A 19,524-nucleotide genomic window follows, 5' to 3' on the forward strand; every position below is an offset into this window, starting at 1 on the left:
TCCCAAGCACTTTGATGACCCGAAGCTTCCCGTCCATTCGCCTGTGTCCACTACCCGAAATAATGGACACAACCCGATCACACGCCCTCCCTCACGCCAAGGTGCCGAGAAATGCGCGCTTACTTTTCATGGAGGTCAGAGCGGCGCCGCCCAAAGTCGCGGACCGGTAGGGCGTGATGGATCAGAACTCCGGCACATTCCCGCTCGCGCCTGCCATGCTGGACAAGCATTACAAGGAGGTCTTGTCCTTTCAGGAGGCGCGGGCGCGCTCCGCACGGCTGCTCTCTAAGGGCGCGCTGGTGGCGCTGGGTGTATCCATGTTCGCCAATCTGGGGCTGGGGTGGGCAGTGGCCTCGCTGCTGCCATTGACCAGATTGGTGCCGGTGTATTTTCTGATCCGCCCGGACGGCACGATCGATGATTCCGTTTCGCTCTCGACCTTGCCAGCCTCCACGCATCAGGCGGTGATCCGGGCCGCCCTTTGGCAATATGTGCAGATGCGGGAGGGCTATTCCTATGACACCGCCCGCTACCGCTACGACATTGTCTCCGGCATGTCGGATGCCGCGGCGAAAGCCGCCTATCAGGCGTGGTTCAACTATCCGAACCCGCAATCGCCGCAGGTGACGATCGGCAAGAGAGGTGTGGTCACGGTGGAGCCAATCTCGGTGGCGCTGATCGGGCCTGGCGTGGCGCAGGTGCGCTACCAGCGGATCTTCGAGGCGGGCATGAATACCGCTGTTACCACGACTTGGACCGCGACCGAGCAGTTCGAGCAGGTCGATACAATGCCCGATGCCGAGCGGCTGGACGATCCGGACGGCATCATCATCACCGGCTATCAGAATGAAGAGGACACCGCCCCGTGAGGCGGGTGATAGCGCTGGTATTGTTGAGCGGTGTGGCAGGCATGACGTCGACACGGGGGGCCTACGCGGACCAGACGCCGGATGCCGGGCATTATGACAGTCGCATGCGTTACGTTGCCTATAACCCCGGGCAGGTGGTGCATCTATCGACCATCGTGGGGGCGACGATGGTGGTGAGCTTCGCGCCCGACGAGACGGTGACGTCGGTAGCCGAGACCGACAGTCTGCATCTGGCGGCGGTGCCGAAGGGGAATTACCTCTTCCTCAAGCCCAGCGCCGCACTGAAATTGCAGCCGATCATCGTGCTCACGCAGCGCCGGGACGGCTCGCTGCGGCGCTATGTTTTCGAGATCGAGACGGTGACTGCCCCGACCACGGCGGATGGCGCCAAGGGCGTGTTCTACTCGGTGCAATTCACCTATCCGGCGGATGCAGCCAAAGCGGCGGCGGCGCGCGCGGCCGCGGAGGCCAGGAAGGTAGCGGCGCTCAACCGGCTGGCCTTGCAACGGGCCACGCAAACCGCCGCAGAGGCAGAATTCCAGAATGAGCAGAGCAACCCTTACGCCGGGCCGCGCAATTACAAATATGTTGCGCGTGGGGACCATTCGCTGGCGCCGCTGGCGGTGTGGGACAATGGCTATTCCACGCTGCTGCAATTTGCCGGGAATGCGCGCGTTCCCTCGATCTTCGTGATCGACCCGGACGGGAAGGAGGCAACCGCCAGCTATGCGGTGAACGGCGATATCGTGCAGCTGGACCAGACCGCGCGGGAATGGCGCCTGCGCGACGGCGACACGGTGCTGAACATCTACAATCTTGGCTATCAGTCGGTGGGCGGCAATCCTGAAACCGGCACCACCAGTTCCGACGTGTCGCGGGTCGTTGTGCCGCCGGGCAATGCCCTGCCGGGAACCTCGCCATGAGCGGGCATGCGCCCAATGGGCCGGAGGCGGTGAACCGGGCCGATCCGGCAGCGGCATCGCCAGTGGAGGATGGGCGCTCGCCAGTCGCGGGCACGCCGCGCCGGGAGCTGACCACCGGCACCAAGCTCGGCATTCTGGCGCTGATGGCGGTTCTCGGGCTTGGCTTCATCTGGTTCAATGCGCTGTTCAGCCATAAGCGAGCGGATCAGCAAAACGTCACGCCAGCGGCTTACACGAATGGCGGCGAGGTTTTTAACGGACCGCCGGAATCGGCCATGGAGCCCGCCGCGCAGATATTGCCCGCCCCCGCCGAACCACAAACGGGCTTGCCGGACGCACCTGCGCAGGCGTCGCCCGCTGCGGCGCCGATCATGGCCTTCTCCGGGTCATCGGCGCCGCCCCCCATCCAGCCGGTCTCGTCCAATGCCACCGAGCCGGATGCAACAGCGGCGACGGGGGCGCCGATGCCCGACAATTCCCCCTTGGCGGCCCGGCTGAAGCCCACTGTTCTCGATGGCGAGCAGGCATCGGTGCTGCAAAATCCCGACATGGTGATCACCGAAGGCACGATGATCCCCTGCACTCTGCAAACCGCGATCGACAGCCAGCTTCCCGGCCTAGTGACCTGCGTGGTGCCGATCGACATCCGGGGTTCCACGGGCAATGTCGTGCTGCTCGATCGCGGCACCAAAATCGTCGGCCAGCTGGAGAGCGGGTTTTTGCAAGGGCAGAACCGGGTGTTTGTCGATTGGACCCGGGCCGAGACGCCGGATCACGTCATCGTCACGCTGGATTCGCCGGGTTCGGACGAACTGGGGCGCGCGGGTTTGCCGGGAGCGGTCAATAATCATTTCTGGGACCGGTTTGGCGGCGCGCTGATGTTCACCCTGGTGCAAGGTGGGCTGCAGGCCGGAACTCTCGCGGCGGCGGGCAATGGCAACAGCAATTCAACCTCGCAGCAGGCGGCACTCGGCTTTGTCTATGCCGCCCAGAGCAACGGCCAGTCGGTCGCCAATACGGCCTTGGCGAATTCGATCAATATTCCGCCGACGCTGACCAAGAACCAGGGCGATACCGTATCGCTGATCGTCGCGCATGATCTGGATTTTTCCAGCGTGTACCGGTTGCGGCTCGACGATACCGGCGCGGAGACAGGTGGCGTAGATGTAAATGGCGCGGAGACGGGCCATGGCGGGTGAGGCCGCGCGCTTGCTGACATATCTGACGCAGCCGCTGGCGCACTGGCTGGATGATCCGGCGACAGAAGAGATTTGCATCAACCGCCCGGGCGAGATGTTCGTGCGCCAGCGCGGAAAATTCCGGGCGGAAGCGGTGCCGCTCGACTATGCGGACCTCGAGGATATCGCCACTTTGGCCGGGGCGCTGCGCAAGCAGGATGTCGGGCCGCGCAGCCCGCTCTGTGCCACGGAATTGCCGGGCGGTGAACGGCTGCAAATCTGCATGCCGCCCGCCGCGCCGCAGGGCACGCTCAGCATCACCATCCGCAAGCCGGGGCAGTCGGTGGCGCCGCTTGAGGTGCCGGCCGCCGCTACCGGGTGACCGGCTGGAACAACTGGGCGGGGCGTCGGGTGGCGATGCAGCGCGATTTTGCCGCCCTGCTCGCCTTGTACGATGCCGGGGACATTAAGAGCTTCCTGGAGTGTGCCGTGCAGGCGCGTCTGACCATTCTGCTCTGCGGCGCCACCGGCTCGGGCAAGACGACCATGAGCAAAACCCTGATCAGCGCCATCCCGGCGCAGGAACGGCTAATCACCATCGAGGACACGCTGGAGTTGGTCATTCCCCAGCCCAACCATGTCCGGCTGCTTTATGCCAAGGATAATATCGGCTCAGCGCGAGTGACGCCGGAGATGTTATTGCAAGCCAGCCTGCGCATGAAGCCCGACCGAATCTTGTTGCAGGAGCTGCGCGATGACGCGGCCTGGACCTATATCAACGAGATCGTCTCCGGCCACCCCGGCTCGATCACCACCATCCATGGCCGTGACCCCGAACAGGCCTTCAGGCGGCTGTTCGCGTTGGTGAAGGGCAGCTCGCAAGGCGGGCGGTGGGATGACAGGACGCTGATGGAGTTTTTGTCCGCGGCCGTCGATCTGATCGTCCCGTTCCACAATGAGGGCGCGGTCTATGAGATCGGCGAGGTGTGGTTCGCCGCCGATGCCGCCCGCCGTGGCGAGACCGCGGCGCATTTGTTGCGGGCGCCCTGAGCCATGGGGATCGCGCTCTCGGAGCAGGCCGGGCAGCTCATCATCAAGACCGGCTTTGGCATCATCCTGGCGTTCATCGCCTGGACCGTGGTGGCGTCCTTCGTGTTTCTGCTGGGCACCGGGCTGCTACATGAATTTCCCCGGCCGTTCTGGCAATGGTGGCTTTACGCGCTGAATTTTGACGGCAATCCGCGCGTCGCGCTTTGGCTGAAGATTGGCGCCGCCGTGGGCATTATGCCGCCGGTGGGGATGATGGCGGGGCTGATCTATCGCGGCCAGCGCGTGGTCGGGCCAAAACTCCGGCGCCCGTTGTTTGGCGGCATCGTCAATTCGCCTCTGGCGGTGACGGATAATCATGGCCGCGCCGCCTGGATGGGCATGGCGGCCGCACGCGAGCGGTTTCCGGGGCCAAATCCTGTCTTTGGCGGGATTGTTGTCGGCGAGGCTTATCGTGTCGATCGGGACAAGGTGGCCGTTCGGCGTTTTGATCCGGAAGATCCGAAAAGCTGGGGGCAGGGCGGGCAGGCGCCTTTGCTGATCGATCCGTGCCGTGAAGGGCCGACGCATTCGCTGATGATCATCGGCAGTGGCGGCTATAAAACCACCACGGCGGTCTCGACCTTGCTGCACTGGGCCGGTTCGGCGGTCATTCTCGACCCCGCCGGAGAGATCGCGCCGATGCTGCGAGACGCGCGTAAGGCGATGGGGCAGGCGGTCTATGAGCTCGATCCGTGCGCAGGTGCCGGCTTCAACGTGCTGGACTGGATTGAGACCACTTCGCCGCTGGCGGCAACCAACATCGATTCCGTTGTCGCCTGGGTCTGCGGGGATCACAAGCCAGCGGCCAAGAAAGATGATTTTTTTGACAGCATGGCGCGCAATGTCGTGCGCTGCTTGCTCGCTCATATTCTGTTCGACCAGACGGCGCCGGTAAAACTCAAAACCTTGCGCGCGGTCCGCCGTGCAATCGCCATGCCGGCCAATGAGGTCAGAGCCGTGCTGCGGGGAATCTTTGAGGCGAGCCCCAGCGCCTATGCGCGCCAACTTGCCGGGCCGGTTTGCGGCTTGGTTGATGAGACGTTCAGTGGGGTGATTGGCAGTGCCGCCGAACTGACCACCTGGCTTGCCAACCCGGCCTTCGCCGATCTCGTCTCCGGCAACAGCTTCAAGACCTTCGTCCTGCTGGATGGCAAGGTGACGATCTTCCTGAAAATGCCGTTGAAGGCGCTGGAGACGGAACCCGGGATATCGCGCACCATCATCGGCGCGTTGCTGAATGCCGTGTATGAGGCGGATGGCGCGATGCAGGGACGGGTGCTGTTTCTGCTCGATGAGGCGGCGCGGCTTGGCTACATGAAAATCCTGGAAACCGCGCGCGATGCCGGGCGCAAATACGGCATCACCATGCAGCTCCTTTATCAATCGAGCGGGCAGATCGTCGAGCAATGGGGCGAACAGGGCAAACGCTCCTGGTATGACGGCGTCTCCTATCGCTGCTACGCGGCGGTGCAGGATCTCGACACTGCCACCGAGCTCGAAAACTCCTTTGGCACCTATGGCGTGATGGCGAGCTCCGAGGGGATGAATACCGGCAAATCCGGCAAGGCCATGCAATCATCCTCGCTCTCGCGTGGCTCGAATGTTTCCTATCACGAGATCGGGCGGCCGCTGATCCGCAAGGCTGAGCTGATGCGCGGCGTGCGCGATGACGAAATGTTTGTTCTCGCACGCGGCATGGCGCCGCTGCGCTGCGGGCGGGCGATTTATTTTAGGCGCCCAGAGATGCAGGCACTGGTGGCGGAGAACCGCTTCCACAAGCCGGGGTCTCAGACCGTCCCCGGCCAGCGATCAAACCACGAAGGAGCGTGACCCCATGTCCGAAATCGACGCCGATCTCGACCGCGCCGCCGCCGCGTATTGGCTTTCGGTGGCCAGTAAATCCACACCGGAGAAGAATGTCGCCCTGGCCCGGGCGGCGAGCCTGCTGCGGGATGCGCGGGCTGAAGCGCGTATTCCTGATAACGCGCGTCAGCCAACACTGAATGAGCTGGAAGCGTCGCCCTTGGACGTGCCGCACCGGCGGCGGCTGACGCCGTGAGACGAAGCGCCTCCAGCCGTGCGTCACGGCCGCGACTGATAACGCCACCGATGGAACACCACGGCGGTAGGCCGGATGCCCAGGGACCGTCTCCGGCGGCACAAATATCGCTGGAGGCGATTGCCGCCCGGCTGGCGGCTTTGGACGCCGGGCAGGCCGCGATGAACGGCGCGCTGGGGCTGATGCTCGATACGCTGCACGCGCAGACCAGTCTGCTGCGCAAGCTCAGTGAATTTGCCGCCGAGGAACCCGCACCGTCGCCGCTGCTCAAAACCCTGCGGGACCTGACCGCCGCCATCATGGAGCTGGATGCATCGGTTGACGACGTGGAACGGAAATTTGACGGGCTGGCCCAGGTTCTGAGCGTGGCCTTTGGCGTGCCACCCGGCGAAACGCCGCCGGGTCACAACGGGACGGAATGGCCGCAGAGCCCACCCATGGATAATGAGGGTGGCTGAATGTTGACCTATCGCACGGGGGCGGCGGGAGCGCCGGCCGCGTCACGGTTCATGAGCGAGCATCTGTTGCAGCAGACCTTGTCGCCCGAGATGGCGGCGATGGCCGAATATTATGAGCAGGGCGTGACCCCCCCAACGCTCGCCGATGCCGCCGCGTCACGCTATGGCCGGTTCGCGGCGGGTGGCACTCCTTTGGTGGCGGAGACGCTGGATGGGCTGGTGCGGGTGGAAGCGGAGCGCCTCGCCGACAGCGGTTTCGAGCTTGCCGCTGGCCCGAGTGATGAGCGGGATGAGTCGATCTTGCGGGCTTTGGCGGCCTTCGCGGCGGCGGGGCTGGTGGGCCGTGAAGAAGCGCTGACTTGTCTGGCTCGGCTGTCTGGGGCGGGACCAGCCAGCGAAGAGAGCGGTGAGGGGACAGGTGAGGGGGCAGACGACAAAGAAAAATTCTTGCACGCTGCGATGGCCGAGGCCGCCGTCGCGCCAGATCGCAGCAGTGCGACTGCAGCGCCCCGGCGGGACATGAACCCGATGCTGGCGCGGCGGCTGGGGATTGAGCCGCATCGCGGGCTGAAGCCGGATGAGGTGGCGTGCCTGCTGAACGGGCAGCGCGCGGATGGCGGCGCCATCGAGGGGCGGGTGCAGCGCGCATCGAGCCTGCAGCTTGCACAGATTTTTGGATTGGATGCTGCGCAGATGCCAACGCACGAACAATTGGCGCAGTTGCTGGCGGGGCGGAAGGTAAATGGTGAGGCGTTGCCTGCCGAGGAAGCCGAGCGGGCGGTGCGGCGTTTGCTGGCAGGCTTGGGCATCAAAGACAAAACGCTGACCACCGAACAACGCGCGCATATACTCTCGGGGCGTGATGCCGATGGTCGGGAGGTGAGTGCCCGCCAATACCAGACCATCTTTGAAGCCGCCAAGATGCGGATTGGCTATATCGATCTTACCTTTTCCGCGCCCAAATCGCTCTCCATCGCCTGGGCTTTCGCGCCCACCAAAGCCGAGCGGGCGATGCTGCACCAGGCGCACCGAGACGCGATCGATAGCGTCATGGCCGCCATTGAGCGGGAGATCGGTCGGGCCTCGATAGGGGACGCCGCGAAACGGGGTTATGAGGCCGGTTCCATCGGCTGGGTGTCGTTTGACCATTACGCGGCCCGGCCCACGGTTGAGATCGTGCGGGAGGATGCGCAGGGGCCGTCCGTCACGGAGCTGCATACGCTCACCGGGGCACAGGGCCGCGCACCGGGTGATATGCAGATGCACACCCACGTAGCGGTGTTCAACATCGTGGAAACGCCGAGTGGCCGGGTGGGCAGCCTCGATCTCGCTTTGCTTGAGGGGCGGATCCATGAATGGGGCGCGCTGTACCAGGCCTATCTCGCCAATCATCTACGCGCCCATGGCGTGGTGGTGGAACTCGACGCTCGCACGGAAATGGCGCGTCTCTCCGCCGTGCCGGAGAATGTCGTCGCGCAATTCAGCAAGCGGACCATGGGCGGCACCGCAGCCGCGCGGGCCTATGCACGATCACTTGGCCTCGATTGGGAGAGTCTCACATCCGTCCGAAAAATCGCGTTGCTGAAAGCCGGGGTGCAGAACCCGCGCGAGGCCAAAAGCGATGATGTCAGCGATCTCGTCGCCTGGCGGGCAACGGCGTTGCGGCTGGGTTATCAGCACCGGAGCGTGCTGCGTCCAGATGATATCGCGCCTCTTCCCAGCCGGGAGCAGCGGTTGGAGACAGCCTTCCAGGCCGCTCTGCCGTTGCTGGGCAGACAATTCGACCGGCGGGCGGTGATCGACGGCGCCGATGCCCGGATCGCCGCCGCCAAGGGGCTGATCGCTGCGGGGATTGGGGAAGCCCGAGATGTCGATGCCATCACCCAGGCTTTCCGTGAACGTGGCATGCAGCGCCGGGGTGAGAATGCCGCGTTGATCTGGGGCCGTGTACCGGGACGGCAGGGCAGGGACCGGATGGCGGTAACCACGACGATCGAGGTCCGCGAGGAGAAGTTGCTCATTGAGACTGCGCGGGCCGGGGCGCGGGATCGCAGTGCCGTGCTCTCGCACAAAGCCATCGCGGCGGCGGTGGCTGCGTTCCCGGAGATTGATTTTACCAGCGCGCATGGAAGGGCGCAGCGGCGGATCATCGACCAGCTTGGTGCTGGCGGGCGTGTGGGGCTCGCCATCGGCGTGGCGGGCTCCGGCAAGAGCACATTACTGAAGCCATTGGTTCAGGCCTGGCAGGAGGATGGCAGGGCCGTCCATGGCATCGCCCTGGCGTGGCGGCAGTCCGATGATCTGGCGGAAGCCGGGATTCCCGCGGGTAACACCAGGGCTGTCACGGCATTCCTGCGGGATTTGGAGCGGGGAAAGCTGGTCCTCGATCGCAAATCCGTCGTGGTGGTCGATGAGCTGGGGTTGCTCGGTACCCGTCAGCTCAACGTGATCATGGCGGCGCAGGCGGAGAAAAAGTTCCAGCTGGTCATGATCGGTGACCCCAAGCAGATGCAGGCGGTGGAAGCCGGGCCGGTGATCGAGCTGCTGCGCCGGGCGATGGGCGCGGAGAAGGTGCCGGAATTGGGCTCTTCGGTCAGGCAGAAAGCGGAGGAAGAGCGCGGGACGGTGCTGATGTTGCGCAATGGCCAGACGGAAGAGGTCGTGCGCAGGAAGGATGCAAATGGCACGTTGCGGATCGTGCCGGGCGGGTATTGAGGAGGCGGTGGCGCATGTCGCAGTGCTTTGGCGGCAGCGGCATGAGGCGAACCGGGACCGGCCCGAGTTCACGATATCGGTGAGCGCACCGAGTAACGCGGAAGCGCATGACATCAGCCTGGCCATCCGCCAGCAGCGCCGGGACATGCGAGAAATAGGTGTCGATATCGTCACGCTCAAAGCCACCGATGGGGTGGGAGAGCGGGAGTACGAACTGGCGCTTGCCGTGGGGGACCGGGTGCGCTTGTTCCGGCGTACAAACGCCAGATTCACGGCGACCGGCACTGTCGGGAATATCGGCCGCAACGGGTCGGTGCTGGAAATTATAGCCGTCGACGCCGCCGCGCTGATGTTGAGAAACGGTGCGGGCAGGGAAGGGGCGGTCGCCTGGGAGAGTTTGCGCGATGATGCCAGCGGCAGAGTTCAGTTGGCCTATGGTGATGCGCTGACCACCAATACCGCGCAGGGCACCACGGTGACGGAGCATATTCATGCGATGCCGGCGGGCACGAAACAGGTCTCGGCATTTGGGGCCTATACATCGGGCAGCCGGCATCGGGAGCAGAGTTTTATCGTGACATCGGAGGGGGCTGAGCGGGCTGAGGTGATTGCCCGGCGGCCTTTGGGCGACCAGCGCGAGATCGGGCACGGCGATCTGTTGAACAACATCATCCGCAATTTTGCCCAGCAACCTGAGAAGGAAGCCGCTCTGGCATTGATTGAGCGTGCCGCTAACCTGCGGCGCGGGGCGGTCCAGGCGACGCAGAGGGTTCACCGGGCAGCGGAAGCGCGCGGGGCGGCGCGGGAGCAGCCGTCGATGCTGGCTGAGCGGTTGATGAGCCGCCGGATTGCGCGGGCGTTCGAGGAGAATTTGCCCGGTTTGGCGGCTCAATTGCGCCGTCATGGCGGTACATTGGCGCGTGTTGCCCGTATCGGTGCGGATGTGGCGGAACTTCTGGCCGGGGTGGCCCGTCGCCCGTTGGTCAACCGCCAGAGCGAGGCGGAATTCTGGCGTCAGGTTGGTCAACGAGGCCAAGATTGGCGGGATCACATTGAGCAGCGGGAGCAAACGAGGCGGCATAGCCGGTGATGGAAGCAACTGCATTGCATTGCATTGTATTGCATAATGCGCTACACAGTTTTATATGCTGCCTATGACAAAAGCCACAGCCATGACCGCCTCAGCCAAGCGCAAGGACCACCCGCTTTCGATGCGGCTTCCGGAAGGTGACATCGCCATTATCGACAGGGCCGCCGATCTGCGCGGGCGCTCGCGAACGGACTTTGTGCGCGAGGCGGCAGTTCGGGCTGCCGAGGAGGTTCTCATGGAAAGCACGTTGGTGCGCATGAGTCCGGAGGGCTTTGACGCGTTCGTCCAAGCAGTCTCCGCGCCGGCCGCGCCCGTGCCGGAAATGGTGGCATCCCTTCGCCGCAAGGCGCCGTGGGAGAAGGGAACGGCGAAGCGCTGATGGCGGAGCCGCCGCTTTCCGCGCCGGAGCTCCTGAATGCCGGTCACGATTTATCCCAGTTCTCCTGCGGCAAACCTTCGCTTGACCATTGGCTGAAGACCCGGGCGCTGGCGAATCAACAGAAGGGGTTCACGGTGGTCATGGTCGTCCATGCGGCGGGCCGGGTGGTTGGCTATTACGGCCTGGCACCTACCGCCATTGTGCCAGCCACTCTGCCGCGCTCGATCCGCACTGGCCAGCCGCCGAACCCGGTGCCGTGTATTCTGCTCGGCCAGCTTGCGACGGATCGTGCTTGGGTGGGGCAGGGGATTGGCACAGGATTGTTCAACCACGCGCTGGCCCGCAGCGTCAGCGGCGCCGAACTGATCGGTGGGCGGGCTCTCATCGTCAATGCCGTTGATGATGAGGCGGCTGCGTTCTGGCGCCGCAGGGGTTTTTTGCCGTCGAAAGATGATACGCTGGTGCTGTTCCGGTCGATTGGCGATATCGCCGCGTCGCTGAAGGCGGTCGATCATCATGCCGGGAGGGAGTGAGTTGGCTTTGAAGTTTAATCCGACGCCACTTCACGACGGCCTTTCTACTGCAAAAAATCCGCCAGATATTCAGATGTCGGTGTCACCCCCGTAAGGAGCAGATGTTCGCGTGCCCGGGTGCAGGCGACATAAAGCAGCCTTCGCTCGGTTTCGTAGATGTCGTCCAGCTCTGCTTCATCGGCGGCATCGGCAACGCGCTCGTCGAGTGGCAGAACTCCCTGGTCGCACGCCATGACAATAATAGCCCGAAACTCGAGCCCCTTTGCCGAGCTCATGGGAACAGTCACCATTTCGTCCACGCCCGCAAGCCCGGCAATTGCGGCGCGCGCACGGGCGACAAGCTGCGTGGTGCGGACGAACAGGCCGATCTCACGGGGCGCGATGCCCTCTTCAAGCCAAGTTTTGACGGTTTTACGAACAATTTCCGCTTCAATTTCTGCGCTGGCGAGAGATTTAACCTCCGGGGCGGGGCCTTCGAAGACTGAGACGATCCCCCGCCGCTCGTCTTCCAGCCCATCGGTGTCACGCAACACCGCCGGCAATAGCCGGTCGGCAGCGCGCCTTATCTGTTGCGAGGTGCGGTAGCAGACTTTCAGCGTGTGGGAGCGGCCCCGCACATCGACGCCAAGGCTCGCCCATGAATAAGGGTGCTGGAAAATGCGCTGGCCCACATCGCCCGACAGAAACAGGCCATCCGCCTTCGCAGGCGCCAGAGCCGCGAAGAACCTCAGCTCGGCCGGGGCAAGGTCCTGTGCTTCGTCGATGACGACATGGTCGAAGGGCTTGAGGGGCCGCTGCGCCAAGGCGTTGGCAAGATCGGTGAAGACATTCGCCCATGTCGTATATCGTTCGACCGCCAGCGCCTCGCGTACAGCCTCGAATGCTGGCCATAGGCTCGCGCGCTGATTGGGGCCGAGCCTGCTCTTGCGGCCCATGCGCTGGACCGTGGCATAGGCATCCAGCGAGGTCAGCCCCCAGGCATCGATGACGTTGGTCCACTCGGAGAGGAGGAAGCGTTCAGAGAAACCCTTGAGGTTTGCCGCGGCGGTGCGCAAGCGCTCCCGCAGCACGGTCTCCGAGGCGATACGCGGGCGCACGCCGTGTTCGAGCTGATACATCTGCTCGGCGATCCCGTGGAAGGATGCGGTGGTGATCCGCTGGACGATGCCGCCCGTCTCAGGAGCTAGAACCAACAGCTTCTTCGCCATGGCGTCCGCCAAAGGCTGCGAGAAACTGGCCAGCAGAATGCGGGCGCTGGCATTTTCGCGCGCAAGCTTTACGGCACGGTGGATGGCGACGATGGTTTTGCCGGTGCCCGCTGATCCGGCGACGCGCGTCGGGCCGGAGAAGGTGCGCTCAACCAGCGCGCGTTGCGAGGGATGCAGGAACACGCCCCATTTTTCCCATGGGAAGGCCAGCGCCTGTTCCAGTTCCTGCTGATCGGCGATGGGCCTGATCCGCCGTAGTGCGTCGGGGTGGGCGAAGGGGTCGGCGATCGCCGGTTTCGGCGCGGGGGGTGCCAGCCTGCCGGTGGTGGCATATTCGAGCAGGGCTTCAGCGGCTTCGGCGGGCAAATGCTGGGCCAGCGCGAAAAAACCCTCTTCGCTTGCAATTCGTACATCGGCGAGCCAGTCGGGGGGTACGCCGATGGAGAGCAGCGCGTTATCGTCCAGTCTGGCGAACAGCGCCGGGGCAGGTTTTTCCTTGGGTCTGGCCGGTACGCTCTCCTCGACAAGCTCGCGCACTTCGACGATCTGGATGGCCCCGGTGCGCGGATGCGCCTCAATCCGGCGGCGCTCGGCCCAGCCATAGGCGTCGTCGTGATGGCCGACATAGGCAACCAGCACGCTCTCGCTGGTTTTATGGATAATCAGCCGTATATCGCGGTTGACGCGGGCGGACCAGAAATTCTGGTCCTTGCTTTTATCAATTCGGTGCAGTTGCAGCCCGTTGCCGGTGGGGTCCATCTGCAAATCGAACACGCTGGCCTTCACCGCCTTCTGGTCCAGGCCAGACAGGCGGTTGAACGAGGCGGTAAAGCTTTCGGCGATGAGAAAGTTCACGGCCCTACACCCCGAATATTTTCATCACTTCATCGCCGAAATGGTTGATGACCTTCACCGCGATGCGCCCGCGCGCCGGGCGCGGGAACGGACGGGAGGTGTCGGCATACAGTGTTGCCCAGGCATCCTCGTCGATTTCGGCTTGCAAGGCGGTTTTCAGGCTCTTGTACGGATCGTTGGCGCCGAGGAAATAGGCGTGGCGGACGAAGAAGCTTTCCTCATTATAATCGGTGTCGATGAACCAGGCGGCGATACCTTTTGTGTCGTTGGAGCGGATATCGCCGGTGTTGGGGTCGAACACATCGACGCCGTTGACCTTCACGCGGATTTCTGCACTGCCATCGTCGAGAATTTCGACATCCGGCTCGCCGAACACGACAAACATGTTGCCGCGCCCGGTGTTTTTCAGCTCGGCGGACATGTGCATGTCCGGGTTGATGCGGGCTTTGAGGATTTTCAAGCTGCCGAGACTCCCCAACTCGGTGGAATGGGCATCAAAGTTGAAGGCGCAGGCGATCAGCACGTCAAACCGCGCATCCACCGCCTCGCGCGCGGCGGCGACGATGTCCTGCCGGCCCACCGTGCCATATTCCGGGCCGATGAGGATGGCGGCGCGGCGTTCGGGGCCGTTTTCACCCTCGATGAAAATGCCGCTGGCGCCGATATAGTTGCCGGGCCAGGGGGTGAGGCTCTCGAAGGTAATGCGGTCGTTTTTCTGCTCCTGTTTCACGCCTTCTGATTTGAGATAGTCGATGACGATGGCGGAGAAATCCTGTCCCGCCTGGGACGCATCAACGGGTTTGGCATCACCGAGCAGTTCGTCCTCGCTGGCGGGCAGCACGCGGTGTGGCGAGAGGCTCTCCACTGTGAACGGCCCGGCCACCCGCACGCGGGCATTGTCGGTGTAGGGTTTGTCGTACAGAAATTCCACATCGGCGCGGGCGGCGATGCTGGCATCGATCTCGCGCTGGCGGGCGATGCGCGCCTCCCACCATTGCTCGTGCGCCGCGCGCGCGGCTTGGCTCCATGAAGGATCAACCTCTCGAGGAATTTCCCATTCGGCATATCCCTCCCCACTTCGGGGGAGGGAAGCGTTGAGCGTGGCGCGCAGCGGCTCCAGCACCGCCTGAAATTTTTCCCAGATGTCGTCGATCAACTTGTTGTTGGCGATGGATTTGAGGGTGATGTGGGGCACGCGCTCATAAACAAAACCCTGGCGGATGTCGTTATGCAGCGGCGTGTCAGCGGGCGGGCGTTTGGTCAGCTCGGCTTCTTTGGCGCGGCCTTCCCGGCTGTCCGCCAGCAGATACCACGGGTAGCGCGCTGCCATCAGGCGGGTGCGGGCCAAAGCGAGGGCGACCCGGCTCGTGTCCATGGTAATCCAGCGCCTTCCCCATTGCTCGGCGACGTAAGCGGTTGTGCCGGAGCCGCAAGTGGGGTCGAGCACGAGGTCGCCAGGGTCGGTGGCCATAAGAATACAGCGTTGCACGAGGTCTGTATTCGTTTGGACAACATAGACAGGCGCGTTTTGGCCGAGAAAACCGTCCCAGAGATTGCCGATAGCGGTTAAACTACTTTCGTGCAGATAGCGTAGGTGCCGCAGTGAATTTCCAATTACGATGATACGATTGGTTTTTAGTGCCCGTTCAAGCTGAGGCTTAGTCGTACCCCACCAACGGCTTCCTGAACTGAATTTGCGGCCTACATGCTCAACTTCGTATTTTGCTCCCGGTCCTGGTTTCGTTAGAGAAACGTCTTGACCTAGTAGTGCATTTTCGGGCAGTAAGGCGCCATCTCGTTCGAATTCGGTGCGCCTGCGTCGCTCGCCTGACGGTAAGATGACCCATGGAAAGTTAGGATCATTGCTTTCAGATTTGAGCATGAATAGCTGTCGATATTTAACTTGGTCGGAACGTCTCGCGTACCAGATAATATAATCGAGACGAGCCGGCATTCTTCCGCTCGCCGATAAACCAGTCGCACCCTTGGTGATGGCTATAAGTGATAGGAAATTGTCCTCTCCAAACACCTCATCCATTACCGCCCTAACGCGGTGCACGTTTTCATCGCCAATCTGGACAAAAATCGAGCCGCTTTCGGTCAGCAAATCGCGCATCACCGTCAGGCGATCGCGCAGATTAGGTAAGATAGGAGTGAACACCATCCTTCCATGTGTCACGGAAGGCTTTCACCTGTTCCGGTTCGCGTGAAATATCGGTCTGTTTGCCGTCTTTCACATCGCGCGACTGGGTGGAAACCTGCCAGTTGGAATTGAATTTAATTCCGTAAGGCGGGTCAAAATAAATGCATTGCACCTTGCCCTTCAGGCTCTCGCGCTCCGCGAGGCTGGCCATGACCTGGAGGGAATCACCCAGGATCATGCGGTTCGACCAGTGCTGGTCGTGCTGATAGAATTCGGCACGCTGCTCCGGCGTGATGCCGTTGAAATCGGCGAACAGGTCTGGCGAGTCGGTCTCGGCCTCGCGTTTTTGCGCGGTGCGGCGCTTAAGGTCGTCGATGATCGCTTTCGGGTGGATTTTTTCCTGAATATAGAGCGGCGGCACGTTGACGACGAGGTCGGACCAGTCCTGCCTGTCCTTGCCGCGCCAGACGAGTTGCGCGTCGGACAAGGTGAGCGTGCCGGTTCGCGCCAGTGTGGCCATCTGCTCATCGGTGATGGTGATGCGCGCACCATTCCAGATTAGCTCAGGGGCACGCGGCTCCTCCTCCGTTCGCGTTTCGCCCTCGGCCAAGGGCCGGGCGCGCTCGTTTGTGGATTGGCACGGGATCAAGCCCCTGGCGGCTGATCTGGAGGCCCAACGCGTCGCGATCATGGGCAGTATCGCCAGGGATGATCCGCAGGAAGCGCTCGACCTGCTATGGCGCTTCATGGCGTTGGCCAACCCGGTGTTCGCGCGCTGCGATGACAGCAACGGTATCATCAGCCCGATTTTTCATCAGGCTTGCGAAGACCTTGGCGTTGTCGCCGTGCTGGCCAAGGCCTCTCCGGTAACGCTGGCGGACCAGGCCTTTGATGCGCTGGTGGTGAATGATTACGGCCAGTTCGACGGGCTGATTTCCGCTTTGGCCAAGGCGCTGGGGCCAGAAGGGCTGGGGCGTTTGAAGCAACTCATGATCGACCTCTCGAACCGTCCGGTGGAAAAGCGAGCCGCGAAGGACCGCGTCAGGATCGGCTATGGCTCCTCCGGGCCGATTTATGAGGACGAGATCGCTGAGAGATCTCGCGTCGGCACTGTGAAACTGGCCTTGCAGGAGATTGCCGATGCGCAGGGCGATGTTGACGCCTTCATCGCCCAATATGAGGCGGACACCCGTACGGTGCCCAAGATTGCAGCCGGGATTGCCCTGCGTCTTCTGGCGGCTGGCCGGGCGGATGAAGCCTGGACGGCGATCGAGGCTGCCGCCCCGCGCAAATCACGAGGCTGGGACTGGCCGGATTTTGACTGGGAAGATGCCAGGATCGAGGTGCTCGAAGCATTGGGACGCGCCGATAATGCCCAGGCGGCCAGATGGCGCTGTTTTGAGCGCTCGCTCTCGACCCGGCACTTGCGGGATTATCTCAAGAAATTGCCGGATTTCGAGGATGTCGAGGCCGAGGAAAAGGCGCTCGATTACGCGCGGAATTCGACTAATCTCAGTGATGCTCTGTATTTTCTGGTCTCCTGGCCGGAGCTGAACCGCGCGGCGGCGCTGGTAACGCAGCGGTACAAAGAACTTGATGGTGACCAATATGAAATTCTCACCCGTGCCGCGGATGCGCTCGCGGCCAAACATCCGCTGGCGGCGATCCTGGTGCTGCGGGCGATGATTGATTTTTCCCTGACCAAGAATCGTACCAGCCGGTACAAACACGCCGCGCGGCATTTGCGGGATTGCGAGAGCTTGGCGTCGGCGGTAGCGGATTTTGGCACCCATGAGCGGCATGAGGCCTATGTCGCGCGGCTGCGCCTGGAGCATGGGCGGAAGAGTTCGTTCTGGGGTTTGCTTGTGTAACTGAGGAAGAACGATGGCGAAAGCTCATTTCACCATCGTCCTGCTCCCCGTTTATGGTGTGCCTTGCCGCTGTTCTCCTGTGCCGCGGTGGTTCCAGCCGCGCTCAGCGCCCGACCGTGGCCATGAGATGCGCGGGATAGCGTTCGCCCTCGATCTGGATTTTGATCGACGCGGTTTCGATCTCTGTCAGGTCGGCGGGTGTAAGAAGCAGATTTGCAGCACCGAGATTTTCCTCCAGCCGGTGCAGCTTGGTGGTGCCGGGAATGGGCGCGATCCAGGGGTTTTGCGCCAGCAGCCAGGCCAGCGCCACTTGCGCCGGCGTGGCGTTGTGCCGTGCGGCGATGGATTTGAGCAATTCCACCAGCGCCATGTTGGCCGTCATGGCTTCGGGCGTGAAGCGCGGCAGGTTGCGGCGGAAATCATTCTCGTTCAGCGTCGTGTCCTTGTTCATGGCCCCGGTGAGAAACCCCTTGCCGAGCGGGCTATAGGGTACGAGCCCAATGCCCAGTTCCTCGCAGGCCGCCAGAATGCCATTCGTCTCGGGCCCGCGCGTCCAGAGCGAATATTCGTTTTGCAGCGCGCTCACCTCCTGCACGGCATGAGCGCGGCGCCCGGTTTGCGCGCCCAGCTCCGAGAGGCCGAAATGCTTCACCTTGCCCTCGATGGCACCACGGCCCGACCCGCGCGGTCCCGCAATTCAGGCACGCATCGCCCGCCAGCGCCCCGACTCCGGCGTCCATTTCATGCGGGACATGATCCATCTCGGCCTCGTCAGGGCTGGAAGTTTGCGATAGGTCGCGGGACATGAAGGAACCAGCCGATGGCCTATAGCATCAAGGAGATTTTCCACACACTGCAGGGCGAGGGCCGCAATGCCGGCCGCGCGGCGGTATTCTGCCGCTTCGCCGGCTGCAATCTCTGGTCCGGGCGCGAAGCCGACCGCGCGGCCGCGACCTGCCGCTTCTGCGACACCGATTTCGTCGGCACGGACGGGCAGGGCGGCGGCAAATTCACCGACGCCGCCTTGCTCGCCCAGGCGATCCGCGCCGCCTGGCCAACCCCGGCAATGGATCACGCTCTCGTCGTCCTCACCGGCGGCGAGCCCTTGCTCCAGCTCGATTCCGCGCTGATCGCCGCCCTTCACCGACACCGCTTCGAAATCGCGGTCGAGACCAACGGCACCATCGCCCCGCCGCCCGGCATCGACTGGCTCTGCGTCAGCCCGAAAGCCGGCGCCGATCTCATCGTCACCCAGGGCTCCGAACTCAAGCTGGTCTATCCGCAACAAGGCGCCGAGCCCGATCGCTTCGAATCGCTCGATTTCGCCCATTTCCTCCTGCAGCCGATGGACGGGCCGGACCGCGCGGCCAATACCGAGGCCGCCATCGCCTATTGCAAAACCCATCCGCGCTGGCGCCTGTCGATGCAGACCCACAAATATCTCGGCATTCCATAATGTTCGAACTCACCAAGGATTTCCGCTTCGAGGCTGCGCACACGCTGGACCGCCGGATCGACGCCGAACCCAGCCGGCGCATCCATGGCCATTCCTACCGCGCGGAGGTTTCGCTGCGCGGCGCGCCCGATTCGCACGGCATGGTGATGGATTTCGGCCTGTTCGGCGCCGAGCTCGCCCGGCTGCGCGACCGGCTGGACCATCGCTTTCTCGACGACATCGAAACAATCGGCCCCGCGACGCTGGAAAATCTCTGCCTCTTCATCTGGCGCAGCCTCGCGCCCGCCTGCCCGAATCTGGCGCGCGTCGCCGTCTTCCGCGACAGCGAGGGCGAATCCTGCGCCTATACCGGACCGGAGACCTGACCATGCCAACAAAAACCCATCGATTTCGGCTGCCTCCATCTGGTCAGACGCAAAGTCGGCACGCGGCTGTGCCTTCTGCTTTCTGTTTCCTGGCCGGCCAGAGGATCAGCCAATATCGGCACAAAGTCACCCATCATCCGACGGAGCAAATCAACCAAGCTGATTTTTACGCGCATGCCTTCTGGGGTCTGGTTCGTTCATGATGGGCTTCATGATGCGCAACACGCCTTTGCCGCCGATGTTTTGAAGCGGGAAATAGACCTCGTGTGTTTGTGGATCGACAGCCACGGAATGCGCTTCGCCGGCAAGGTAGTTGCGGCCGAGCAGATGCAA

Annotated in this window: 20 protein-coding genes; 15 read left to right on the forward strand and 5 right to left on the reverse strand. The window is 63.0% G+C overall.

What is annotated here, in order from left to right; translation table 11 throughout:
- Positions 1-176 precede the first annotated feature (176 nt).
- The 12 genes from L2A60_RS17250 to L2A60_RS17305 all read left to right on the forward strand — a co-directional run bounded on the left by L2A60_RS17250 (position 177) and on the right by L2A60_RS17305 (position 11,293).
- Positions 177-869: a type IV secretion system protein VirB8 gene (locus tag L2A60_RS17250; RefSeq protein WP_268920312.1), complete on the forward strand. Its 693-nt coding sequence runs from the start codon at positions 177-179 to the stop codon at positions 867-869.
- Between the two features lie 32 nt (positions 870-901).
- Positions 902-1,792 carry a TrbG/VirB9 family P-type conjugative transfer protein gene (locus tag L2A60_RS17255; protein WP_329603600.1) on the forward strand — a complete coding sequence of 297 codons (891 nt, stop codon included), beginning with the start codon at positions 902-904 and terminating at the stop codon, positions 1,790-1,792.
- On the forward strand, positions 1,789-2,991 hold the full coding sequence (virB10, locus tag L2A60_RS17260) for a type IV secretion system protein VirB10 (protein ID WP_235705694.1): 1,203 nt from the start codon (positions 1,789-1,791) through the stop codon (positions 2,989-2,991). Before L2A60_RS17255 ends, virB10 begins: the two co-directional genes overlap by 4 nt.
- Positions 2,981-3,352 (forward strand): P-loop NTPase family protein, encoded by a 372-nt coding sequence (locus tag L2A60_RS17265; RefSeq protein ID WP_235705695.1) that lies wholly within the window; start codon positions 2,981-2,983, stop codon positions 3,350-3,352. The genes virB10 and L2A60_RS17265 overlap by 11 nt, the downstream gene beginning before the upstream one ends.
- On the forward strand, positions 3,349-4,020 hold the full coding sequence (locus tag L2A60_RS17270) for an ATPase, T2SS/T4P/T4SS family (RefSeq protein ID WP_235705696.1): 672 nt from the start codon (positions 3,349-3,351) through the stop codon (positions 4,018-4,020). The genes L2A60_RS17265 and L2A60_RS17270 overlap by 4 nt, the downstream gene beginning before the upstream one ends.
- 3 nt (positions 4,021-4,023) lie before the next feature.
- Positions 4,024-5,889, forward strand: a complete 1,866-nt coding sequence (locus L2A60_RS17275) for a type IV secretory system conjugative DNA transfer family protein (protein ID WP_235705697.1) — start codon at positions 4,024-4,026, stop codon at positions 5,887-5,889.
- A gap of 4 nt (positions 5,890-5,893) precedes the next feature.
- A complete protein-coding gene (locus tag L2A60_RS17280) occupies positions 5,894-6,118 on the forward strand; it encodes a hypothetical protein (RefSeq protein ID WP_235705698.1) in 225 nt (74 codons plus the stop codon).
- 50 nt (positions 6,119-6,168) lie between these two features.
- A complete protein-coding gene (locus L2A60_RS17285) occupies positions 6,169-6,576 on the forward strand; it encodes a hypothetical protein (RefSeq protein WP_235705699.1) in 408 nt (135 codons plus the stop codon).
- Positions 6,577-6,627: 51 nt separating this feature from the next.
- Positions 6,628-9,291: a MobF family relaxase gene (mobF, locus tag L2A60_RS17290; protein WP_235705700.1), complete on the forward strand. Its 2,664-nt coding sequence runs from the start codon at positions 6,628-6,630 to the stop codon at positions 9,289-9,291.
- Positions 9,257-10,381 (forward strand): hypothetical protein, encoded by a 1,125-nt coding sequence (locus L2A60_RS17295; RefSeq protein WP_235705701.1) that lies wholly within the window; start codon positions 9,257-9,259, stop codon positions 10,379-10,381. The genes mobF and L2A60_RS17295 overlap by 35 nt, the downstream gene beginning before the upstream one ends.
- A gap of 82 nt (positions 10,382-10,463) precedes the next feature.
- Positions 10,464-10,760 (forward strand): type II toxin-antitoxin system TacA family antitoxin, encoded by a 297-nt coding sequence (locus L2A60_RS17300; RefSeq protein WP_235705702.1) that lies wholly within the window; start codon positions 10,464-10,466, stop codon positions 10,758-10,760.
- The gene (locus L2A60_RS17305; RefSeq protein ID WP_235705703.1) at positions 10,760-11,293 is read left to right on the forward strand and encodes a GNAT family N-acetyltransferase; all 534 of its coding nucleotides are present in this window, start codon (positions 10,760-10,762) and stop codon (positions 11,291-11,293) included. Before L2A60_RS17300 ends, L2A60_RS17305 begins: the two co-directional genes overlap by 1 nt.
- Before the next feature lie 44 nt (positions 11,294-11,337).
- Here the strand turns inward: L2A60_RS17305 and L2A60_RS17310 are convergent, their stop codons facing one another.
- Genes L2A60_RS17310 through L2A60_RS17320 form a run of 3 tightly spaced genes read right to left on the reverse strand, consistent with a single transcriptional unit; the run spans position 11,338 to position 16,109 of the window.
- Positions 11,338-13,356 carry a UvrD-helicase domain-containing protein gene (locus L2A60_RS17310; RefSeq protein ID WP_235705704.1) on the reverse strand — a complete coding sequence of 673 codons (2,019 nt, stop codon included), beginning with the start codon at positions 13,354-13,356 and terminating at the stop codon, positions 11,338-11,340.
- Positions 13,357-13,360: 4 nt separating this feature from the next.
- Entirely contained in the window at positions 13,361-15,520 is a 2,160-nt protein-coding gene (locus L2A60_RS17315) for a DNA methyltransferase (protein WP_235705705.1), read from the reverse strand.
- Complete coding sequence (locus L2A60_RS17320) at positions 15,495-16,109, reverse strand: hypothetical protein (protein WP_235705706.1); 615 nt, start codon at positions 16,107-16,109, stop codon at positions 15,495-15,497. The genes L2A60_RS17315 and L2A60_RS17320 overlap by 26 nt, the downstream gene beginning before the upstream one ends.
- Before the next feature lie 19 nt (positions 16,110-16,128).
- Here L2A60_RS17320 and L2A60_RS17325 point away from each other — a divergent pair, with 19 nt between their 5' ends.
- Positions 16,129-17,370, forward strand: coding sequence for a DUF6880 family protein (locus L2A60_RS17325; protein ID WP_235705707.1), 1,242 nt, complete (start codon positions 16,129-16,131; stop codon positions 17,368-17,370).
- A 103-nt stretch (positions 17,371-17,473) separates the two neighbouring features.
- On the opposite strand, the gene L2A60_RS17330 is transcribed toward L2A60_RS17325, so the two are convergent.
- A complete protein-coding gene (locus tag L2A60_RS17330) occupies positions 17,474-18,022 on the reverse strand; it encodes an aldo/keto reductase (RefSeq protein ID WP_316044792.1) in 549 nt (182 codons plus the stop codon).
- 168 nt (positions 18,023-18,190) lie between these two features.
- On the opposite strand from L2A60_RS17330, the gene queE reads away from it, so the two are divergent.
- Both queE and L2A60_RS17340 read left to right on the forward strand, forming a co-directional pair.
- The gene (gene queE / locus L2A60_RS17335; protein ID WP_235705708.1) at positions 18,191-18,826 is read left to right on the forward strand and encodes a 7-carboxy-7-deazaguanine synthase; all 636 of its coding nucleotides are present in this window, start codon (positions 18,191-18,193) and stop codon (positions 18,824-18,826) included.
- Positions 18,826-19,191 (forward strand): 6-pyruvoyl trahydropterin synthase family protein, encoded by a 366-nt coding sequence (locus L2A60_RS17340; RefSeq protein ID WP_235705709.1) that lies wholly within the window; start codon positions 18,826-18,828, stop codon positions 19,189-19,191. Before queE ends, L2A60_RS17340 begins: the two co-directional genes overlap by 1 nt.
- Positions 19,192-19,341: 150 nt before the next feature.
- Here L2A60_RS17340 and L2A60_RS17345 read toward each other — a convergent pair.
- The coding region (locus L2A60_RS17345; RefSeq protein WP_235705710.1) for a hypothetical protein at positions 19,342-19,524 on the reverse strand (183 nt) is incomplete at its 5' end.

It is taken from the genome of Acidiphilium iwatense (genome assembly GCF_021556475.1).
Taxonomy (GTDB): domain Bacteria; phylum Pseudomonadota; class Alphaproteobacteria; order Acetobacterales; family Acetobacteraceae; genus Acidiphilium; species Acidiphilium iwatense.

Excerpts from the sequence above, each read along its gene's own strand:
- L2A60_RS17275 (WP_235705697.1), top strand. The coding sequence starts at position 4,024 with ATGGGGATCGCGCTCTCGGAGCAGGCCGGGCAGCTCATCATCAAGACC.
- virB10 (WP_235705694.1), top strand. The coding sequence starts at position 1,789 with ATGAGCGGGCATGCGCCCAATGGGCCGGAGGCGGTGAACCGGGCCGAT.
- L2A60_RS17300 (WP_235705702.1), top strand. The coding sequence starts at position 10,464 with ATGACCGCCTCAGCCAAGCGCAAGGACCACCCGCTTTCGATGCGGCTT.
- L2A60_RS17340 (WP_235705709.1), top strand. The coding sequence starts at position 18,826 with ATGTTCGAACTCACCAAGGATTTCCGCTTCGAGGCTGCGCACACGCTG.
- L2A60_RS17250 (WP_268920312.1), top strand. The coding sequence starts at position 177 with ATGGATCAGAACTCCGGCACATTCCCGCTCGCGCCTGCCATGCTGGAC.
- L2A60_RS17280 (WP_235705698.1), top strand. The coding sequence starts at position 5,894 with ATGTCCGAAATCGACGCCGATCTCGACCGCGCCGCCGCCGCGTATTGG.
- queE (WP_235705708.1), top strand. The coding sequence starts at position 18,191 with ATGGCCTATAGCATCAAGGAGATTTTCCACACACTGCAGGGCGAGGGC.
- L2A60_RS17295 (WP_235705701.1), top strand. The coding sequence starts at position 9,257 with ATGGCACGTTGCGGATCGTGCCGGGCGGGTATTGAGGAGGCGGTGGCG.
- L2A60_RS17265 (WP_235705695.1), top strand. The coding sequence starts at position 2,981 with ATGGCGGGTGAGGCCGCGCGCTTGCTGACATATCTGACGCAGCCGCTG.
- mobF (WP_235705700.1), top strand. The coding sequence starts at position 6,628 with ATGAGCGAGCATCTGTTGCAGCAGACCTTGTCGCCCGAGATGGCGGCG.
- L2A60_RS17315 (WP_235705705.1), bottom strand. The coding sequence starts at position 15,520 with ATGGTGTTCACTCCTATCTTACCTAATCTGCGCGATCGCCTGACGGTG.
- L2A60_RS17285 (WP_235705699.1), top strand. The coding sequence starts at position 6,169 with ATGGAACACCACGGCGGTAGGCCGGATGCCCAGGGACCGTCTCCGGCG.
- L2A60_RS17305 (WP_235705703.1), top strand. The coding sequence starts at position 10,760 with ATGGCGGAGCCGCCGCTTTCCGCGCCGGAGCTCCTGAATGCCGGTCAC.